Genomic DNA, 20,115 nt, shown 5'->3' with positions numbered 1-20,115 from the left:
TTTGGTGGGCCCGCCCGCACTCCGTTGTATCGCGTTTCTGCTGATCGAATGCCGGTTGTCCACAGGGGGTGGTTGTCCACAGGGGGTGGGCGGGATCTTCCGCTTTTCCGCGATAATCAGTGGTGTGGAGGTGGCCCCCCTTTGGGAGGGTGGGCTTTATCTGCGGGCCGACCTTCATGATCAACGGGATGGGTTGTTGATCTAGCTAGTTGGTGCTGTGGGGGCGGGACGGGCCGCCGCCGGGGCCGCCGTTGTTCGGGCCGCCGCCCGGACCGCCGCCGCTGGGCCCGCCGCCGGGGTTGCCCCCGCCCGGGTTTCCGCTGTTCGGGCCGCCGCCGGGGTTTCCGCCGCTGGGCCCGCCGCTGTTCGGTCCGCCGCCCGGGTTTCCGCCGCCGGGGTTGCCCCCGCCCGGGTTGCCCCCGCTGGGTCCGCCACTGTTCGGGCCACCGCCGCCGGGGTTGCCCCCGCCCGGGTTTCCGCTGCTCGGGCCGCCGTTGCTGGGGCCGCCGCTGTTCGGGCCGCCGTTGTTCGGGCGGTCAGGGCGAGTCGGGCCATTGGGGCCGCTAGGGCCGTTGCCTCCAGGGCCGTTGGGCCCGTTACCGCCGGGACCGCTGGGCCCATTGCCCCCAGGACCGTGAGGGCCGTTGCCACCGGGACCACTGGGGCCGTTACCGCCAGGCCCGTTGCCGCCGGGTCCGCTGCCGCCGGGTCCGTGGGGGCCGTTCCCGCCGGGTCCGTTGCCGCCGGGCCCGTGAGGTCCGTTCCCACCCGGGCCATTCCCGCCCGGGCCGTGCGGGCCGTTGCCGCCGGGACCGTGCGGCCCCGGGCGGTCCGGCCGCCCCTGTCCGGGCCATTGCGGCCGGTTCGGCCAGCCGGCCGGCCAGGAGCCCGGCCGCCAGCGGTTGTCCCAGCGGCTGTCCCAGTCGTTCTGGTCGACGATGAGGGCCCAGGCGCCGCGGCGGAAGCCCCAGCGGACTTTTTCGCAGTCGTGGTCGCCCCAGGCGCGGAAGCGTTCGCCGACGAGGCCGGCGCGCTGGCAGGACCAGAAGTCGCGGTAGTAGCCGACGACTTCGTCGTCGTTCCACGGGTTCTGCTGGGCTGTGGTGTTGCTGTTGGCGGGCGTGGCCTGGGCGGGGGCGGCGGCCGCCGTCATCCCGGCCAGCATGCCGAAGCCGGCCAGCGCCACGAGGCGCATGGTCTTCTGCATTGCGATGTCCCTTCGTTTACTTCTTCCCCAAAACCCTCCTTACCGTGACAGAACGGACTAAACCTACCTAGCACCTGATCTCATACTTTTAGGTTCACCTGCGGAGCCGAACCGATGATCATCGGCGCCGGGCCGGAGCCGCCGCTGGTGAGCTGCGCGAATGCGCCTGGCGCGGCGGCTCCGGCCGTACGGGAAAATTAATCAGGCGGCCGGGAGCAATTCGCGATCCTCGCCCCGGGGGGTTTCGGCGAGCTGCCGGGTGAGGCCCTCGCCCTCCACGTCGACGTTGGGCAGCAGGCGGTCGAGCCAGGCCGGCAGCCACCACGCCGAGCGTCCGAGCAGCGACAACACTGCCGGGACGATGGTCATCCGGACCAGGAAGGCGTCGACCGCGACGCCGAAGGACAGGGCGAAACCGAGGGACTTGATGATCGTGTCGTCGGCCAGGATGAAGCCGGCGAACACGCTGATCATGATGAGCGCGGCGGCCGTGACGACGCGGGCGCCGTGTTTCATGCCGGCGATGACCGCTTCGTTCGGGGCGGCACCGTGCACGTACTCCTCGCGGGTGCGGGTGACCAGGAAGACCTCGTAGTCCATGGCCAGTCCGAACAGGATGCCGATGAGGAAGATCGGCATGATGCTGACCAGCGGCCCGGTCGATTCGACGCCGAACCAGCCGGCCAGGTGGCCCTCCTGGAAGACCCAGGTCAGCGCGCCGAACGCGGCGACGACGCTGAGCAGGAAGCCGACCGTCGCCTTGAGCGGCACCAGCAGACTGCGGAAGACCAGCATGAGCAGCACAAAGGCAAGACCCACAACAATTGCGAGGTACGGGATCAGCGCCGCGGTCAGCTTGTCGGAGACGTCGATGTTGACCGCGGTCGTCCCGGTGACCTGCACCGGAAGGGGCAGATCGCGGATCGATTTCACCAGGCCCTTGGTCGCCTCGCTGGTCGGCGCGCTCTTCGGGATGACGGTGAGCATCGCCACGTCCCCGGCCCGGTCGAGGACGGGCTCGGTGACCAGGACGACGTCGGTCAGCTTGGCGATGGCCTGACGTGCCTCGTCGAACGAGCCGGTCGCGACCACGATCAGTGGCCCGTTGAAGCCCGCACCGAAGCCGGCGGCGAGCTGGTCGTAGGCCTTGCGCTGAGTCGACGTGACCGACGCGGTGCTGTCGTCGGGCAGCGACAGGCGCAGGTGGAAGACCGGGACGGCGGCGGTGACGATCAGCGCGAGCGCGACGACGAGCGCGGCCCAGCGGTATCGGAGCACGTTGCGGGCCCAGCGCTCGCCGAACGAGACCCGGTCCCGGACCGGCGCCTTCTTCGGCATGATCCGGCGGCCGGCGAAGCCGATGACCGCGGGGACCAGCGTCAGCGTGATGACCACGGCCCCGGCCACGGTTCCGGCGGCGGCCAGGCCCATCGCGGTCAGGAACGGGATGCCGGTGACGCTGAGCGCGGCCAGGGCGATCACCACGGTCAGGCCGGCGAAGACCACGGCCGAACCGGCGGTCCCGGTGGCGCGACCGGCCGCCTCCTCGCCGTCGTGGCCGTTGGCCAGTTCGTGCCGGAAGCGGGAGACCAGGAAGAGCGCGTAGTCGATGCCGACGGCCAGGCCGAGCATGGTGGCCAGCGCCGATGTGGACGACGACAGGTCGAAGAATCCGGTGGCGATCTGGATGCCGCCCATCCCGAGACCGACCCCGATCATGGCGGTGAGCAGCGGCAGGCCGGCCGCGACGAGCGAGCCGAACGTGACGACCAGGACCATCGCGGCGATCACGATGCCGATCGCCTCGCTGGAGTGCCCGCCCTCGGCCGACTGGGTGGACTCGCCGGAGTACTCGACGCCGAGCCCGGCCGACTTCGCGGTGTCCCCGGCGGCGAAGAGCGCGTCGCGGCCCGCGTCGGTGACCGCGGTGGCCGGCACCGAGTAGGTGACCGTCGCGTACGCGGTCCGCGCGTCCTCCGAGACCGTCTTCGCCTCGTACGGGTCGGCGACCGCGGACACCTGCGGTACCCCGGCGAGCGCGGCGACGACGGCCTCGACCGCGGACTTCTGCTGGTCGGCGGTGAGCGTCGAACCGGCCGGAGCGGTGAAGACGACCTTGGCACTGGCGTTGTCCGAGCCGCCGCCGAACTTCTCGGCCAGCAGCTCCATGGCGCGCTGCGACTCGGTTCCCGGGATGGAGAACGCGCCGGTGGTCGGCCCGGAGAGGGTGGCCGCGCCGATCCCGATGAGCGCGAGGACCAGTGCCCAGACGGCCAGGGTCAGACGGCGTCGCCGATAGGACAGCCGGCCGAGCCGGTACAGCAGGGTCGCCACGGTTGCTCCTTGCACGGTGAGGCGGGGTCGACCCACGTAATCGGCCTACTTTTCGGTGGCCTGAGAACCGGCACAAAACACCCGCGCCGGGCCGTATGCGTCCCGTCGCGACGCAGACGTTTCGTTACGCGTTGTATAGACAGCCAACAGGTAACAATCCGTAGTGGAGAGTCCGATGCTCAACTGTGATCACATCGAAGGGTCGATAAAGGTGGATTCAACCCCGTCCTTTGTGGGCCGCACCCCTTTCTGTTACCTGGGCGAGAAGAGAACGTCACCGAACCTACCTACGCTCCGGCGCACTCACTTCCCTAGGGGGACCTGTTTCCATGCGTCCATATCTACGCAGCGTGAGCGCCGCTGCGAGCCCTCAGGCTCTCCGAGCCCTGGGCGCGGCGGCACTCGCGACCGCGCTGGGATTGGGCTTCTCCGTGCCGGCGTTCGCGGCCGAGGCCCAGATCCCCTTCATCTCCGAGATCCACTACGACAACGTCGGCGACGACACCGGTGAGGCCGTCGAGATCCAGGCTCCGGCCGATTTCGACCCGACCGGCTGGACGCTCGCCCTCTACAACGGCAGCGGCAACGGCGTCTACGACACCAAGCCTCTGAGCGGCATGGTCGCCACCAACGGCGTGTACGTGCAGACCTGGGGCAAGGACGGCGTCCAGAACGGCGCCCCGGACGGCCTGGCCCTGGTGAAGCCGGACGGCACGGTCGCCGAGTTCCTCAGCTACGAGGGCACCATGACCGGCGCCACCGGCACCCCGGCCGCGGGTCTGACCAGCACCGACATCGGCGTCTCGGAGTCGAACAGCACTCCGGTCGGCTACTCGCTGCAGAAGATCGACGGCACCTGGCTGGCCGCGGCGCAGAACTCGTTCGGCAGTGTGAACAAGGCTGCCACCACCGACCCGGGCACCCCGGTCGGGTGTGACACCGCGGTGACCAACACCATCGCCGAGGTGCAGGGCACCGGCGCGGCTTCCCCGCTGGCCGGCTCGAAGGTCACCGTCGAGGGCGTCGTCACCGCCGACCACCGCACCGGCGGCTTCAGCGGCTTCTACATCCAGACCGCGGGCACGAGCCACACCGCCGCCGAGGGTGTCGCGTCCGACGCGATCTTCGTCTTCGGATCCAGCCTGCCCGACATCGCGATCGGCGACCAGGTCCGGGTGACCGGCACGGTCACCGAGTTCAACACGCTGACCGAGCTGACCCTGGCGGCCAAGACCGACGCCCAGGTCTGCGCGCACGACGTGACCGTGCCGACCGCCTCCCCGCTGGCCCTGCCGGCGAGCGACGCGGTCCGCGAGTCGGTCGAGGGCATGCTGGTCTCCCCGGCCGGTGACTACACCGTCTCGGACCCGTACTACCTGACCTCCTACGGCGAGGCCGTCCTCACCGCGGGTGACAAGGTCGCCAAGGTTCCGACCGACGTGGCCAAGGCCGGCAGCGCCGAGGCGGTCGCGCTCAAGGCGGCCAACCGCGCGAGCCGCATCCTGCTCGACGACGGCCGGACCACCACGCTGTCCACGGCCGGCATCGCGCCGCCGTACATCAGCAAGGACGCGCCGATCCGGGCCGGCGACAAGGTCGCCTCGTTCGGGCCGGTCGTGCTCGACTACTCCTACGGTGACTGGCTGCTCGAGCCGACCACCGTGGTGACCGCCGAGACCCCGGCCGCGAACCGGACCACCTTCACCTCGGCCAACCCGCGGACCACCGCGCCGGCGGCCGTCGGTGGCGACATCAAGGTGGCCAGCTTCAACGTCTTGAACTACTTCGTGCACTTCCCGTCGCAGAACGCCAACGCCCGTGGCGCCAAGGACGCGGCCGCGCTGGTCAAGCAGCAGACGAAGATCGTCACGGCGATCTCCTCGCTGGACGCCGACGTCGTCGCGCTGATGGAGATCGAGAACTCGGTCCGCTTCGAGGCGAACGACCCCCAGCTGGCGCTGAAGACGCTGGTCGGCGCGCTGAACGAGAAGGACGGCGCGGGCACGTGGGACTACGTCCGCACGCCGGCCGAGCTGCCCGGCGCGGACCAGCAGGACTTCATCACCACGGCGATCATCTTCAAGCCGGCCAAGGTCACGCCCAAGGGCGCGTCCCGGTCGATCAACGACGAGACCGTGTGGTCGAACGCGCGTGAGCCGATCGCGCAGACCTTCACCTCCGGCAGCATCGACTTCACCGTGGTGGCCAACCACCTGAAGTCGAAGAGCGCCTCGGTCGCCCCGACCGGCGACAATGTGGACAGTGGGGACGGGCAGGGCCCGTACAACGGTGACCGCAAGCGTCAGGCCGCGTCGCTGGTGTCGTTCGTCAACGGTGTGGAGAAGGACAGCGGCACCGACAAGGTGATCCTGCTGGGTGACTTCAACTCCTACACCCAGGAGGACCCGATGCAGGTCCTCTACGGCGCGGGCTACACCGACGTGCACACCACCAAGGCGCCGGGCAAGAACTCGTACGTCTTCGGTGGCGAGTCCGGTTCGCTGGACCACGCGCTGACCACGCCGGCGCTGACCTCCCGGGTCACCGGCGTCGACATCTGGAACATCAACTCGGTCGAGTCGTACGCCTTCGAGTACGACGGTTACGCGCCGTTCTACAACGCCGACCCGTACCGGGCCAGCGACCACGACCCGGTCGTGATCGGCCTGGACACCAGCGCGCCGAAGCCGATCGACCTGCAGCTGCTGAGCATCAACGACTTCCACGGCCGGATCGAGCAGCCGACCGCCGGTAACGGTGGCGCCGCGCAGCTCGTCGGGCTGGTCAACAAGCTGCGCGGGGAGAACCCGAACACGCTGTGGAGCGCGTCCGGTGACCTCGTCGGCGCGTCCACCTTCGTCTCGTCGATCGCGAACGACGACCCGACGCTCGACGCCCTGAACGCCGGTGGCCTGAGCGTCTCCTCGGTCGGCAACCACGAGTTCGACAAGGGCGCCGACGACCTGCTGAACCACCTGGACCAGAAGGCCAACTTCCCGTACCTGGCCGCGAACGTCTACAAGGACGACAAGCGGATCCTGCCCGGCTACTCGGTGCAGACCGTGGGCGGCGTGCGCGTCGGTTACATCGGCGTGGTCACGCTGGAGACCCCGAACATGGTCAGCCCGGACGGCGTCAAGGGTCTGGACTTCCGTGACCCGGTGGCCGAGGCGAACAAGGTGGCCGACGAGCTGTCCGACGGCGACGAGTCGAACGGCGAGGCGGACGTGGTCGTGGTGCTCGCTCACGAGGGCGCCGCCACCGAGAACATCAACTCCGCCGAGGCGCTGCAGAGCGACAAGGTGTTCGGCGCGTTCACGCGGCTCGACGCGAACGTGGACGCGATCTTCAGCGGCCACACGCACCAGCCGTACGCGTTCGAGATCCCGATCCCCGGAACGGACAAGACCCGTCCGGTGCTGCAGGCCGAGGACTACGGTCTGCGTCTGGGCCGGGCGAACCTCACGTACGACCCGGTGACCAAGTCGGTGACCAGCTCGACCGCCGAGCTGATCGACGTCAAGGGCTACGCCGAGGACCCGACCGTGGCCGGGATCGTGGCCGCCGCCAAGACCAACTCGGCCGAACTCGGCAAGAAGGTCCTGGGCAACATCACGACCGACATCAAGCGGGCCTACTCGGCGACCGGTACCGAGGACCGTGGCTCGGAGTCGGTGATGGGCAACTTCATCGCCGACGTGCAGCTCGACCAGACCAGCGACGCCGGCCGGGGTGGGGCGCAGATCGCCGTCATGAACCCGGGTGGCCTGCGTAACGACCTGCTGGTCGGTGACGACGGGGTGATCACCTACTCGGAGGCGTACGCGGTTCAGCCGTTCGCCAACGACATGGTCACCAAGACCCTGACCGGTGCGCAGATCAAGAGCGCGCTGGAGGAGCAGTGGCAGCCGGACGGCGCGTCCCGGCCGATCCTGCACCTGGGTGTGTCGAAGGGCCTGACCTACGAGTACGACCCGGCCGCGGCCCGTGGCTCGCACATCATCGCGTCGACGCTGAAGCTGAACGGGGTCACCCTCGACCCGGCCGGCTCGTACCGGGTGTCGATGAACTCGTTCCTCGCCGCGGGTGGCGACAACTTCACCTCCCTGGGCCTGAACAAGCCGAGCGCGACCACCACCGGCGACAACGACCTGACCATGCTGGTCAACTTCTTCGCCAAGTACACGCCGATCACCGCGGTCACCGCGCCCCGCAGCAAGGTGTACGTGCCGGCCCCGACCGACACCACCGCGCCGACCGGCTCCTACTCGGTGAACGCGGCGAGCATCTGGACCGGTCAGACGGTCACCCTGACCCAGAAGACGCTCTCCGACGACAGTGACGTCGCCGGGATCACGCAGGTGGTCAACTGGGGCGACGGCAGCGCGGCGGAGACGCTGGCGGCCGGCGCGAAGACCGCCACCCACAAGTACGCCAAGGCCGGCACGTTCGCGGTCACGGTGACGATCACCGACAAGGCCGGCAACGCGTCCGCGCCGATCGCCGCCGGTACCGTCACGGCGGCCGTCCAGACCGGCAAGTACAGCGTCGACCGGGGTTCGATCTACGCCACCCAGTCGATCACGCTGCGGGTCAGCGGCGTGAACGGCACCTCGGTGAAGATCAGCTGGGGCGACGGCTACGTCGGCAGCGCGTCGGCCAACACGCCGGTGGCGCACACCTACACCAAGGCCGGCACCTACACCATCAAGGTCACCCCGGTGAACGGCGTCGGCGCCGGCACCACCGTGACCGCCGGTTCGGTCAAGGTCGTCAAGGACGTCTGGGCGCCCAAGGTCACCCTGAAGGTGCCGAGCGGCCCCAACCGCGCGACCTCGTGGGCCAAGGTCACCGGCTCGGTCAGCGACACCGGTCTCGGTGTCCGCTCGGTCCGGGTCAAGCTGACCGAGCAGCGGGGCAGCCACTGGTACTACTACAGCCACGGCAAGTGGGTCAAGGCGTCCTCGCGGACGTCCGCCCTGGCCAAGGCTGAGGTGGTGAACGCGTCGTTCAGCGGGAGCACGTGGAGCGTCCGGGTCACCGGCGTGAAGACGGGCATCCTGCGGATCTCGTACTGGGGGGTGGACAAGGCCGGTAACACCTCGGCCGCCAAGGTCTACTTCCGGACGATCACGCGGTAACACCTGACAGGCCGGGAGGCCCTCGTCGCGATCAGCGCGGCGGGGGCCTTTCCGCATGTCAGGGCGGTGCTATGGCCGTACCGTAAGCGGATTTTGATGGTTTTTTGAGGGTCAGCCGAAGGCGGCTCGGCAGTGCTTGAGGAAGGCGGCGAGCGCCGGACTCGTGCGCTCGACCCAGACCAGGGCCAGCAGGGCCGGGATCTCGATGCCGTCGATCGGGACGGCGATCAGATCCGGGTGGGCGGCGGCCATCGACTCGCTCAGGATGGCCACCCCGAGACCCCGGCGGGCCAGGCCGGCGACGGTTTCCGGCGACGTCGCGACGAGTGCGACCTGCGGTCGCAGCCCGAGCCCGGCCATCCCGGCCCGGTCGAGCACGTCACGGATGCCGGTGCCTTGCGGAAGACAGATTATTGGGTACGAGGTGAGCCCGGTGATCGCCAGGCGGCCGCGTCGCGCCAGCTCACTGCCGGGGGAGGTGAGCGCGACGAGCGGCTCGCTGACGATGACGTGCGACGCGAGATGTTCCGGCGGCTCGCCGGCCAGCCCGGCCAGAGCGACGTCGATCGCGCCGGCCCGGACACCGGCGACGAGCTGATCCGAATTCGCCTCGGTCAGCTCGACCTCGATGCCCGGATGATCGTCGTGGAAGGCGGCGAGCGCGTCGAAGAGCGGCGCGACCTCGCAGCCGATCACCATCCCGATCGTCAGCCGCCCCCGGACCAGGCCTTTCACGTCGTCGATGGCGTCGCGCAGGTCAAGCGTCGAGTCGAGCGCGGCCCGGGCGTGGCGCAGCGCGACGGAACCGGCGTCGGTGAGCCGGGCGGTCCGCCCGCTGCGGACGAAAAGCTCGGCCCCGAGCTCGTGCTCCAACGCTTTGACCTGGGCACTCACCCCGGACTGGGTGATGTGCACCCGTTCGGCGGCGCGGGTGAAACTGCCGGTCTCGGCGACCGCGACGAAGTACTCCAGCTGCCGCAAATCCATGAGTAGGAATTGTAGTAGCTAGAAGAACTATCTGTTGGACTTGTGGATCGGGCCGGAGGAGGGTGGAGTCATGACCGAACGCGAGAAGGCCCACCGACCCGAAGACCTGACGCGCCTGTTCGTCGAGCGCGCCAACGCGAAGGACGCCGAAGGCCTCGCGCTGCTGTATGAGGAGGAGGCCGTGATGGCCTTCCCGCCGGGCAGCCAGACGGTCGGCCGCGCCGCGATCCAGAAGCTCTGGGCCGAGCTGCTGCCCAGGATGCCCCGGTTCGAGCCCGAGCCCCCGCTGCCGACCCTGATCAGCGGCGACCTGGCCCTCACCTCGACACCGCCGAAAGACGGGGCCGGGGCGAGGGCGCAGGTGGTCCGCCGGCAGCCCGACGGAACGTGGCTGCGGGTGCTCGACCAGCCGGAATTCGTCAGAGCGCCAGGCGCTGACCGACCCTGAGGTGGTTCGGGTTGCTCAGACGGGTCGCGTTGGCGCGGTAAAGGGCCCGCCAGCCGCCGCGGACGTGGTGGCGCGCGGCGATGCCGGACAACGTGTCACCACGCCGCACGACGTAGGTGCCGGTGGTCTTCAACGCGGTGTTGTAGGAGGCCAGGCGGTAAGGGCTCACCTTCGTGGTGGTCCGGGCGCTGGTCAGGCCCCGGCGGCCGCACGTGGGCCAGGCGTGGATCCCCTGGCTGCGCAGCACCCGTTCGGCGACCGTGATCTGCTCGTTCTTGGAGGCGAGATTGGCCGTGGAGCCGTATTTGCCGCCGCCGTGAGCACGCCACGTCGAACGACTGAACTGCAGGCCGCCGTAATAGCCGTTGCCGGTGTTGATCCGCCAGTTGCCGCCGGATTCGCATCGGGCCACGGCGTCCCAGTTCACGTTCGGGGCAGCGCTGGCCGGTGCGGACTCGACGGCCAGCAGGCCCACGGCGCCGGCCAGCCCGGCGATCGTGATGCCGAGAGCACGCCGGACCCGGGTCCGCTTGGAGACCGCGCGGTGCTGGGGCCCTGATGGAGCGCGCTCGGCCGGCATCGGCCGTAAAAGGGCGCGCGGGGACTGGGCTCGCCGGGAGAGGACACGACGAACCCGCTTGTTCAGGTGAAGCATGAAGTTTTCCCTCCACGCCTACGAGGTGAGCTGTCGGGTTCGGGCCGAGGAGCCCGGCCGCGTGAGCGGCTTCACCCCGAGGCGCGCTCCGGTTCGAGCGCGCCGAGGAACTTGTGGGTCCCCCGCTCCATGCCTGTGTGTTGTTGACCGTGACCAGCAGGCAGGACTCGGCGTTCCGGCCACGGTGTCCGCGATTGCGGACTGCCGACGGTAGCCACCACCTCACTGGACTGACTACGTCCGGAAGCGGGGCCGGTGACTTTGTTCTCACAAATTAGCCGCTTTGATCTTCCTTTGTGTGAATAACTCCCTGAGTTCTTCAATCGTGGCGCGACTTGCCACCCACGTGGTCGCGCATACGGGGGAAAGCCGCTCTCCATAGGCTTAGCGCTCGCACGACTGGGTAAAAATGCCGCGCTCGTTCGGATCCCGGCTGCGTGCTCATGCGACTCCGGTCCTGTACAAGGGTTTCCGCGCGGTTGTTACCGGCCAGTTCCCCTGGACGCGGTCCGGGGTGCACAATCTCCGACCATGAGTGATCGTTCACGCGACTTCGAGGTGATCGTCTACGGTGCGACCGGCTTCGTCGGCGTACTGGTGGCGGAATATCTCGCCGGACACGCACCGGCCGGCACCCGAATCGCGCTGGCCGGCCGCTCGGCGGAGAAACTGGCGGCGGTTCGGGACCGGCTCGGCGTCGACTGGCCGGTTCTGGTCGCCGACGCGGCCGACACCGAGGCGCTGACCACGCTGGCCGGACGCACCCGGGTGGTGGTCACCACGGTCGGGCCGTACGCGAAATACGGCCACGCCCTTGCGCACGCCTGCGCGACGACCGGCACCGACTACGTTGATCTGACCGGTGAAGTGCTGTTCGCCCGGGACAGCATCGACGCGAACCACGAACTCGCTCGCAGCACCGGTGCGCGGATCGTCCACTCCTGCGGCTTCGACTCCATCCCGTCCGACATCGGCGTCCACGTCCTCCACAAGCTGGTCGAATCGGACGGCGCGGGCGAGTTGACCGACACCACGCTCGTGGTGACGAGCATGCGCGGCGGGGCCAGCGGCGGCACCATCGACTCGATGCGCAACCAGGTCGACGACATGAAGAAGGACCCGGCGCTGCGGCGGGTGGCCGGAAGTCCGTACTCGCTGAGCCCCGACCGCAAGGCCGAACCGAAACTGCCCCGGCAGAGCGACCTGGACACGTTCCCGGCCTCCGAAGTGGACCCGCGGCTGCGCGGGCGACTCGCGCCGTTCGTGATGGCGTCCTACAACACGCGGGTGGTGCGGCGCAGCAACGCGTTGCGATCCTGGGCCTACGGGCGGAACTTCCGGTACCGCGAGGCGATGAGCGTCGGCGCGTCCCCGCTGTCGCCGGTCATCGCGTACGGCACCAAGCTGGGACTGGGCGCCCTCTTCGCGGGGCTCGCGGTGCCGCCGGCCCGGTTCGTGCTCGACCGTCTCCTGCCCAAGCCGGGCACCGGGCCGAGCGAACGGGAACGGCAGGCCGGCCACTTCACCATGGACATCTTCACGACGACGTCGACCGGCGCGCGGTACACGGCGCGGGTGCGGGCCAAGGGCGACCCCGGTTATGCGGCGACCTCGGTGATGCTCGGAGAAGCGGCGCTCGCACTGGCGCTGGACCGGGAGTCGCTGCCGCCGTCCGAGGGCGGGGTGCTGACGCCGGCCACCGGGATCGGGGACGCGCTGGTCACCCGCCTCCAGGCCGCCGGGCTGGAGATCAGCGCGCGCAAGCTCTGACCGGGTGGGCCGAAGCCGCCGCCGGGCGCGATCGGTAATCCGACGGTTGGACGGTCAGGAATCAACAGCGGTCGTCTGTGGATCGCCACTAGCCGCATACGGGTCTTTCCGGGCAGGATGCGAAGAGTGACCGCCAGCCCGCTGCCGCACCCGCTGACGTTGGCGGGCAATGGCGTCGTGCTGCGGGAATGGATGCCCGACGATTTGGAAGATCTCGTCGCGATCCTCGACGAACCAGACATCGCCCGGTGGACGCCGATGCCGTCGCCGTTCGACGTCGAGGCCGGGCTGGCCTACCTGAAACGGGCCCGGCAGGGGCGGCTGACCGGGCGGCGGATCCAGCTCGCGATCACCACCGACGGGCGGGCGCCGCTGGGCGAGGTGCTGCTCTTCGGCGTCGAGGAGGGGCTGCGCGAGGCCGAGCTGGGCTACCTGGTCGGAGCCGCCTATCGGCGTCGCGGGCTCGCGGCGGCCGCGTTGTCGCTGCTCACCGAATATGCGTGCGGCACGCTGCGACTGAACCGGCTGCTGCTGCGGATCGACCCGGGCAACACGGCCAGCACCGCGGTGGCGCGCCGGTGCGGGTACCGATTGACCGGCGAGCCACCGATCCCGCAGGAGGGGCCTTACGGCCCCACGAGCCTGGACACCTGGGAGTACGTGGAGGGGCTGCCCGGCGCACGACGGGAACGCCTGAGAAATGTCGCATCCCGGCGGTACGGTCGTCGCATTTGAGCAACCGGGGGTGGGGCGAGTGATCACCGTGGATCGTGCGCAGGTGATGGCCTATCGACTGGCCGCGCTGGGGCTCACCGACCGGGGCGACGCGCGACCCGCCGACCTGCCGGTGCTGGACCTGGGCGTGCAGGAATACACACCGGGCTCGACCCACGTCGCCCTCGCCGCCCGCACCGCCGCCGACCTGGAGGACGATCGGCTGGTCACCGTCTGGGCGGCCCGCGGGGCGCCACACCTGCACCGGCGGGACGACGTCGCCGCGCTGACAGCGCGACTCTGGCCGGTCGGCGACGCCGACGCGAGCGCGCGGATCAAGAGCGGGGCAATCCCCGACGGCGGGCGCCTCGGGGTCGCGGCCCTGCGCGCCACGGCCGAGGCGTTCCGCGAAGTGGTGCGGGAGCCGATGCCCCGCGGTGAGGCGAGCACCGGGGTGAGCGCGCGGGTGCCGCGCGAGCTGACGTTCGAGTGCAAGACCTGCCGGGCCCGGCACGTCTCCGGGAACGTGTGGCAGCAGGCCGGGCTGGCCGGGGGCGTCCAGGTGCTGTCCCGCGGGCGCGACGCGATGCTGGGGCCGCTGGCGACCGGCCCGATTCCCGAGGCCAACCACGGCATCGGCGAGCTGATCACGACGTACCTGCGGTTTCTCGGGCCGGCCGGCCCCGCCGAGGTGGCGAAATACCTGCAGAGCACGACCGCGGAGATCCGCGCGGTGTGGCCGGCCGAGCTGGCCGAGGTGCGCATCGACGGGCGCAAGGCGTGGCTGCCGGCGGCGAGCGTGACCGCGCTGGAGTCGGCCGCCACGCCGAAGGAGGCGCGGCTGCTCCCGGCGATGGATCCGCTGCTCCAAGGCCGCGATCGGGATCTGCTGGTGCCTGACCAGGAGCGACACAAAGAGGTCTGGCGGGTCCTCGGCAACCCCGGCGTGGTGCTGCTCGACGGGGAGATCGCCGGGGTGTGGCGGCCACGGATGGCCGGGAAGAAACGAGTGGATCTGACCGTGACCACGTTCGGGCCGCTCACAGCCGCCCGACGGGAGCGGGTCGAGGGAGAGGCGGTGACGGTGGCGCGGGCTCGTGGGGTTCCCGAGGCCACTACGGTGTTCGAGTGAGCACGATCGGGTTCCTGCACACCGCCGAGGTTCATGTGGCGACGTTCCGCGGGCTGGTCGCCTCGCTGGCGCCGGGATGGCGGGACGAGCACGTGGTCGACCCCAGCCTGCTGGCCGATGCCCGGGCCGGGATTCCGGTCGAGGAACGGGTGCGGGCGCGGCTGGCGGAACTCGGCGGGGCGGACGTGATCGTCTGCACCTGCTCGACGATCGGTCCGGAAGCCGAACGGGCCGGGGTGCTACGCGCGGACCGACCGATGGCGCGAGCAGCGGTCGCGGCCGGCGGGCGGATCGCGGTGGCCTACGCGGTGGAGTCCACGCTGGAACCGACGACCGGATTGTTGCTGGATGAGGACCCTTCGGCCGATCTGGTGCCGGTGCCCTGCCTGGACGCCTGGGCGTTCTTCGAGGCCGGGGAGCTGGCGAGTTATCACGCGGTGATAGCCGAGCAGCTGCGGGACGTGGCGGCCGACGTGATCGTTCTGGCCCAGCCGAGCATGGCCCCGGCCGCCGACCTGCTGCCCGGCCGCCTGGTGTTGTCCAGCCCGCGCGCCGCCGTCCTCGCCGCCACCACCCCCTAAAACCCCACCACCCACCCAACCCCAGCCGGCACTGACGGTTTAGCCCACACCGTTTTCCAGCCGCCAGCACCAGCCAATCCCCAATCCTGCCCACCGCCCCACCCGCCCACCGGCTTGGCGGCTTGGCGGCTTGGCGGCTTGGCGGCCTGGCGGCCTGGCGGCCCACCAGGCTGGCGGGTCGGGCGCGGGCCCGGCTGGTGCTGACGGCTGTTTTTGGGCTGTTTTGCAGCCGTGAGCACCAGCCGGACCCCGCGCCGCGCCGCGCGACGCCGGGCCGTGCCGGGCCAGCGAGCTGGGCGGTCTGGTTGCGGGCCCGGCTGGTGCTGACGGCTGTTTTTGGGCTGTTTTGCAGCCGTGAGCACCAGCCAGTCCCCGCGCCGCGCCCCGCCCCGCCCCGCCGCGCCGGGCTGCGCCGCGCCGGGCTGCGCCGCGCCGGGCTGCGCCGCGCCGGGCTGCGCCGCGCCGGGCTGCGCTGCGCCGGGCTGCGCTGCGCCGGGCTGCGCCCCGCCGCGCTGCGCCCCGCCGCGGCGGGCCAGCGGGCTGGGCGGTCTGGTTGCGGGCTTGGCTGGTGCTGACGGCTGTTTTTGGGCTGTTTTGCAGCCGTGAGCGCCAGCTGGGACCTTGGCCGGGGCCTGCGGGCTGGGCGGCGCCGTCGGCTGGGGCTGGTGGCGGGTTTTGGACGGGTTTTGGACCGTGAGCGCCAGCTGGGGCTGGGGTGGGTGTGCGGGCTCGGCTGGTGCTGAGGGCTGGTTTTGGGGCGGGTTTCGACCGTGAGTGCCAGCCCCCGGGGGTGGGGGATGTGAGCGAGCCCGCGCCGTGCCGGGCGCGGGCTCGATCGGGGAACGCCTTTAGCGGGCGCGGAACTTGCGGAGGCGGTAGCCGGCGGCGATCGCGGTGACGACGCCCCAGACGGCGACGACCACGGCGGCGATCCACCAGCCGGTCGCGGCGAGGAGGATCGCGGCGACGGCTATCGCGGCGGCGACGAAGAAGAGGGCTAACGGGGGCCTGGGGGTCGGGACGCTGAAGTTGCCGCCACCCATCCGGGCGCAGAAGTCGGGGTCGTCGCGCCGGAGCTGACGCTCCAACTGTGCCAGCCGTCGGCTGTCCTCTTTGCTGAGCATGTTTTGCTACCTTCCGGTCGCCGCGCCGGTGAAGCAAGGATCGAGAGTCGGCTATCCCGATCAAAGCCCATTGTTACCTCTGAGTTGCTTCCGTGATACGTCTGCGTGTGCCGAATTTTTCGGCCGAACTACCCGTGGACCCGGTCGGGGCGCCCAATGGGTGAGATGACCGGAAAGGTGTTCAGTAACCGGTACAACGGCTTTGCCAGGTTTCGATGACGGTGCGGATCGTTCGAAACCTGTCTCGCATTTCGGGCCCCGCGGTCAGATGGCGATAGAAACGACTCGCTTGTGGGCTGCGAAAACGCGGCGCCCCGGGGTGGCGGGCGCCGCGTTCGTCGGTGCTCAGAGATCGAAGTTTGTCGGTCGCGGCACTGTGGTCCGCGGCGGATCGCAGGGGTGTGGAGGATCAGGCGCGGTCCCGGGAGCCACGGAAGACCCAGACGCGCATCATCAGGAACCGGACCGCCGTGGCGATCAGGTTGGCCAGGACCAGGACGGTCAACTCGACGAAACGGGACGGCTCGGTGGAAGCCGCGCCCAGCAGCGCGAGCGAACCGCTGGTCAGGCCGAGACCGATTCCGAACACCACGAGGCCCTGCATCTGGTGACGGAGAGCGCCGTCCTTGCCGCTCACCCCGAAGGTCAGGCGCCGGTTCGCGGCGGTGTTGGCGACCGCCGTGGCCAGGAGCGCGATCAGGTTCGCGGCCTGCGGGCCGACCCCGACCCGCAGCAGCGCGTAGAGCACCAGGTAGGCGAGCGTGCTGGCCACCCCGACGCCGGCGAACCGGATCAGCTGACCGGTGAGGCCGGTCGGCACCCCGTCGACCGGCAGCGGGTTGCGCCCGAGCTGTTCCCGGAGCGTCCCGATCGGGAGCTTTCCGCTGCTCAGCGCGCGGGTGATCCGGACGATGCCCTTCAGGTCCTCCATCGCGGTGGAGACGATGTCGACGCGGCTGTCCGGGTCGTCGACCCAGTCGACCGGTACCTCGTGGATGCGCAGGCCGGCCCGCTCGGCCAGGACCAGCATCTCGGTGTCGAAGAACCAGCCGGTGTCCTCCACCATCGGCAGGAGCCGGCGGGCCACATCGGACCGGATCGCCTTGAACCCGCATTGCGCGTCGGAGAAACGGGCCGCCATGGTCGTACGCAAAATGAGGTTGTAACTGCGGGAGATGAATTCGCGCTTGGCCCCTCGGACGACTCGTGATCCGCGGGCCAGGCGGGAGCCGATCGCGAGGTCGGAGTGGCCCGAGATGAGCGGCGCGACCAGGGGGAGCAGCGCGCCGAGGTCGGTCGAGAGATCGACGTCCATGTAGGCGAGCACGGCCGCGTCGGATTGCGTCCAGACGTGGTTGAGCGCGCGCCCGCGGCCTTTCTGGGCCAGGTGCACGGCCTCGACCTCGGGAAACTCGGCCTTCAGGCGCTGAGCCACGGCCGCCGTGCCGTCGATGCTGGCGTTGTCGGCGATGGTGATCCGGAACCGGTACGGGAAGTAGGCCGCGAGGTATCCGTGCAACCGCCGGATGCACGGTTCGAGATCGGTCTCCTCGTTGTAGACCGGCACGACGACGTCGAGGACCGGTGCGGTGACGCGGGCCGAACCGGCGTCCTGCGAAGGCAGCGTCGAAAGGCTCATGGGAACAATTTCCGTCCCGCGTCTTTGCGCTCTGTATAAGAAGGCTGTGGCCCCACTGTGAGTTGATGGGGTTTCTGTCCGCTTTGTGTCACGGATGTTTCCGACCATTTGGTACGACGGAAGCGGGCGGCCCCCGGTCCGGGAGCCGCCCGCGTGGGTCGGTTGTGGAGAGTGGTCAGTTCGTGGTGCCGGACGCGCCCGTCGTCAGGTCGTAGACGGTGGTGCTCCCGACCGTCTTGGCGGTGAAGTTCGACGTCACCCAGGACGTGATCTGGCTGCTGTCGCTGCTGCCCGAGCTGTTGCCGCCGCCGAAGCCGCCGCCACTGCCGCCGATGAAGTAGTGGATCTTCCCGGCGGCCACGTACGCCTTGAACTGGGCCAGCGTGGGAGACGGGTCGGTGCCGTTGAAGCCGCCGACCGCCATCACCGGTTTCTCGGTGGCCAGCTGGTAACCGGAGGCGGCCTGCGACCCGACGGCCGCGGCGACCCAGGTGTACTTGTCGGAGTCCTGTTCGAGCAGGGTCTTCATCTCGTCGCTGACCGAGACGGCGTTGAGCAGGCCGCCCGCGCCGCCGCCGCCCATGCCCCGGCCGCCGAATCCGCCGCCGTCGCCCTGAGCGCCGGTGCCCGGCCCGTTTCCGCCCGGAGCATTGCCCTGCGCAGTCGTCCCCTGTCCGGTCGTGCCTTGGTTGCCACCGGGGAAGCCGCCACCCGGGAACCCGCCGCCACCGTTCCGGCCGCCGCCGCCGAAGTTGCCGCCGCCACGATTACCGCCGCGCCCGCCACCCGGGCCGCCGCCGAAGCCGCCACCCTGACTCGACGGACCGGCCGACGGGATCGACCCGGTGTGCGGCTCGGAGGCCGTCTGCACCGCGTACGCGGCCGGCCCGGCCAACGCCGTGACCAGCGCGATCGCCCCACCCACGAGAGCGATCCGACGCCCCAGGCGGAACGAGACGACCACCGCGACCGCCGCCACGATCCCGGCGATCAGGACCGGGGTGCGCAGCCAGGGCAGGAAGTCCGAACTGCGGCCCAGCAGCGTCCACGACCACCAGGCCGTGACCGCGATCGTCGCGCCCAGGGTCAGCGCCGCGAAGATGTTGGCCCGGTGCTTCCAGAGCAGGCTCACGCCCATGCCGACGACCGCGCCGACCGCCGGGGCGAGCGCCACCGTGTAGTACGCGTGGAAGATGCCCTGCATGAAGCTGAAGATCAGCCCGGTGATCAGCAGCCACGAGCCCCACACGACGAGACCGGCGCGCTGCAGGTCGGTGCGGGTGCGGCGGGCGGTGATGACCAGCCCGGCGGCCAGCACGATCAGCGCGGCCGGAAGCAGCCAGGAGATCTGACCGCCCTGCGAACTGTCGAAGAGCCGTGACCAGCCGGTCTCGCCCCACATCCCGGTGCCGCCGCCCCCGCCGCCACCGACGCTGCCGGTCTCCTCACCGTTGAGCCGGCCCAGGCCGTTGTAGCCCAGGGCGAGTTCGAGCAGGCTGTTGTTCTGCGAGCCGCCGATGTACGGCCGGGCCGACGCGGGCACCAGCTCGACGATCGCGATGTACCAGCCGGCCGAGACGACCAGGGCGCCCAGGGAGAGCAGCAACTGCCCGATCCGCTTGAGGATCTTGGGCGGGCCGGCGATCAGGTAGGCCAGACCGTACGCGGGGACGACCAGCAGCGCCTGCAACATCTTAGTGAGGAAGCCGAAGCCGACGAACACCCCGGCCAGCACGATCCACTTGGTCGAGCCGGTCTCGACGGCGCGCAGCGTCGCATACGCCCCGGCGACCATGAGCAGCACCAGCAACGCGTCCGGGTTGTTGAAGCGGAACATCAGCACGGCGACCGGGGTCAGCGCCGACACCAGGCCGGCGATCAGGCCGGCGGCCGGGCCGAAGCCGCGACGCACGGTGGCGTAGAGCAGGCCGGTGCTGGCCACGCCGAGCAGGGCCTGCGGGACGAGGATGCTCCACGAGCTGAGGCCGAACATCCGTACCGAAATCGCCATGATCCACAGCGAGGCCGGGGTCTTGTCGACGGTGATCGAGTTGGCCGCGTCGGACGAGCCGTAGAAGAACGCCTTCCAGCTCGCCGAGCCGGCCTGGACCGCGGCCGAGTAGAACGCGTTGGCCCAGCCGGACGCGCCGAGACCCCAGATGTAGAGGACCGCGGTGCCGACGAGCAGCGCGAACAGGCTCGGCCGGATCCACGCGGCGTCGGTGCGGCCGAGGAGCCAGCGGGCGGCGCCGGTGCGGTGGGGGCTCTCGCTGTCAATGACCGGTGGCGGTGGTTCGGCTATGTCGGTGACCGGCGCTTCTAAGGTCATCGGAGTACTCCCAGAGCTGGCGGATTCGTACTCGATGAACTATTTCCACCGGCG

General features: G+C 70.2%; 13 protein-coding genes and 1 riboswitch. Of the genes, 6 read left to right on the top strand and 7 right to left on the bottom strand.

Features of this window, described 5'->3' with window-relative positions; translation table 11 throughout:
* Positions 1–205: 205 nt before the first annotated feature.
* Together ACSHV8_RS38675 and ACSHV8_RS38670 are read right to left on the bottom strand one after the other, a co-directional pair.
* A complete protein-coding gene (locus ACSHV8_RS38675) occupies positions 206–1,207 on the bottom strand; it encodes a hypothetical protein (protein WP_436524213.1) in 1,002 nt (333 codons plus the stop codon).
* 201 nt (positions 1,208–1,408) lie between these two features.
* The gene (locus ACSHV8_RS38670) at positions 1,409–3,541 is read right to left on the bottom strand and encodes an MMPL family transporter (protein WP_436524211.1); all 2,133 of its coding nucleotides are present in this window, start codon (positions 3,539–3,541) and stop codon (positions 1,409–1,411) included.
* 350 nt (positions 3,542–3,891) lie between these two features.
* Here ACSHV8_RS38670 and ACSHV8_RS38665 point away from each other — a divergent pair, with 350 nt between their 5' ends.
* Positions 3,892–8,682: an ExeM/NucH family extracellular endonuclease gene (locus ACSHV8_RS38665; RefSeq protein ID WP_436524209.1), complete on the top strand. Its 4,791-nt coding sequence runs from the start codon at positions 3,892–3,894 to the stop codon at positions 8,680–8,682.
* Between the two features lie 111 nt (positions 8,683–8,793).
* Here ACSHV8_RS38665 and ACSHV8_RS38660 read toward each other — a convergent pair whose 3' ends face one another.
* A complete protein-coding gene (locus ACSHV8_RS38660) occupies positions 8,794–9,669 on the bottom strand; it encodes a LysR family transcriptional regulator (protein WP_436524207.1) in 876 nt (291 codons plus the stop codon).
* A gap of 70 nt (positions 9,670–9,739) precedes the next feature.
* Between ACSHV8_RS38660 and ACSHV8_RS38655 the strand changes: the two genes are divergently transcribed.
* The gene (locus tag ACSHV8_RS38655; protein WP_436524205.1) at positions 9,740–10,117 is read left to right on the top strand and encodes a YybH family protein; all 378 of its coding nucleotides are present in this window, start codon (positions 9,740–9,742) and stop codon (positions 10,115–10,117) included.
* Here ACSHV8_RS38655 and ACSHV8_RS38650 read toward each other — a convergent pair.
* A complete protein-coding gene (locus ACSHV8_RS38650) occupies positions 10,089–10,772 on the bottom strand; it encodes a transglycosylase family protein (protein WP_436524203.1) in 684 nt (227 codons plus the stop codon). The genes ACSHV8_RS38655 and ACSHV8_RS38650 overlap by 29 nt on opposite strands.
* Before the next feature lies 1 nt (position 10,773).
* A riboswitch (cyclic di-AMP (ydaO/yuaA leader) is annotated at positions 10,774–10,954 on the bottom strand.
* Positions 10,955–11,303: 349 nt separating this feature from the next.
* On the opposite strand from ACSHV8_RS38650, the gene ACSHV8_RS38645 reads away from it, so the two are divergent.
* The 4 genes from ACSHV8_RS38645 (at position 11,304) to ACSHV8_RS38630 (ending at position 14,969) form a co-directional block, all read left to right on the top strand.
* A complete protein-coding gene (locus tag ACSHV8_RS38645; RefSeq protein ID WP_436524201.1) occupies positions 11,304–12,542 on the top strand; it encodes a saccharopine dehydrogenase family protein in 1,239 nt (412 codons plus the stop codon).
* Between the two features lie 126 nt (positions 12,543–12,668).
* Complete coding sequence (locus ACSHV8_RS38640) at positions 12,669–13,277, top strand: GNAT family N-acetyltransferase (RefSeq protein ID WP_436524199.1); 609 nt, start codon at positions 12,669–12,671, stop codon at positions 13,275–13,277.
* Between the two features lie 19 nt (positions 13,278–13,296).
* The gene (locus ACSHV8_RS38635; protein ID WP_436524197.1) at positions 13,297–14,388 is read left to right on the top strand and encodes a winged helix DNA-binding domain-containing protein; all 1,092 of its coding nucleotides are present in this window, start codon (positions 13,297–13,299) and stop codon (positions 14,386–14,388) included.
* Entirely contained in the window at positions 14,385–14,969 is a 585-nt protein-coding gene (locus ACSHV8_RS38630; protein WP_436524195.1) for a hypothetical protein, read from the top strand. The genes ACSHV8_RS38635 and ACSHV8_RS38630 overlap by 4 nt, the downstream gene beginning before the upstream one ends.
* Before the next feature lie 848 nt (positions 14,970–15,817).
* Here the strand turns inward: ACSHV8_RS38630 and ACSHV8_RS38625 are convergent.
* The 3 genes from ACSHV8_RS38625 to ACSHV8_RS38615 form a co-directional block, all read right to left on the bottom strand.
* On the bottom strand, positions 15,818–16,093 hold the full coding sequence (locus ACSHV8_RS38625; protein ID WP_436524193.1) for a DUF3040 domain-containing protein: 276 nt from the start codon (positions 16,091–16,093) through the stop codon (positions 15,818–15,820).
* Between the two features lie 409 nt (positions 16,094–16,502).
* Positions 16,503–17,732 (bottom strand): glycosyltransferase, encoded by a 1,230-nt coding sequence (locus tag ACSHV8_RS38620; RefSeq protein ID WP_436524191.1) that lies wholly within the window; start codon positions 17,730–17,732, stop codon positions 16,503–16,505.
* Positions 17,733–17,907: 175 nt separating this feature from the next.
* The gene (locus ACSHV8_RS38615; RefSeq protein ID WP_436524189.1) at positions 17,908–20,061 is read right to left on the bottom strand and encodes an ArnT family glycosyltransferase; all 2,154 of its coding nucleotides are present in this window, start codon (positions 20,059–20,061) and stop codon (positions 17,908–17,910) included.
* Positions 20,062–20,115: the final 54 nt, after the last annotated feature.

Origin of the sequence: Actinoplanes sp. HUAS TT8 (genome assembly GCF_051380535.1) — a bacterium.
GTDB lineage: Bacteria > Actinomycetota > Actinomycetes > Mycobacteriales > Micromonosporaceae > Actinoplanes.
Note: the sequence above shows the minus strand (reverse complement) of the source record. Positions and strands in the feature narration are given on the sequence as shown.

Excerpts from the sequence above, each read along its gene's own strand:
- ACSHV8_RS38675 (WP_436524213.1), bottom strand. The coding sequence starts at position 1,207 with ATGCAGAAGACCATGCGCCTCGTGGCGCTGGCCGGCTTCGGCATGCTG.
- ACSHV8_RS38660 (WP_436524207.1), bottom strand. The coding sequence starts at position 9,669 with ATGGATTTGCGGCAGCTGGAGTACTTCGTCGCGGTCGCCGAGACCGGC.
- ACSHV8_RS38655 (WP_436524205.1), top strand. The coding sequence starts at position 9,740 with ATGACCGAACGCGAGAAGGCCCACCGACCCGAAGACCTGACGCGCCTG.
- ACSHV8_RS38650 (WP_436524203.1), bottom strand. The coding sequence starts at position 10,772 with ATGCTTCACCTGAACAAGCGGGTTCGTCGTGTCCTCTCCCGGCGAGCC.
- ACSHV8_RS38645 (WP_436524201.1), top strand. The coding sequence starts at position 11,304 with ATGAGTGATCGTTCACGCGACTTCGAGGTGATCGTCTACGGTGCGACC.
- ACSHV8_RS38625 (WP_436524193.1), bottom strand. The coding sequence starts at position 16,093 with ATGCTCAGCAAAGAGGACAGCCGACGGCTGGCACAGTTGGAGCGTCAG.
- ACSHV8_RS38620 (WP_436524191.1), bottom strand. The coding sequence starts at position 17,732 with ATGAGCCTTTCGACGCTGCCTTCGCAGGACGCCGGTTCGGCCCGCGTC.
- ACSHV8_RS38615 (WP_436524189.1), bottom strand. The coding sequence starts at position 20,061 with ATGACCTTAGAAGCGCCGGTCACCGACATAGCCGAACCACCGCCACCG.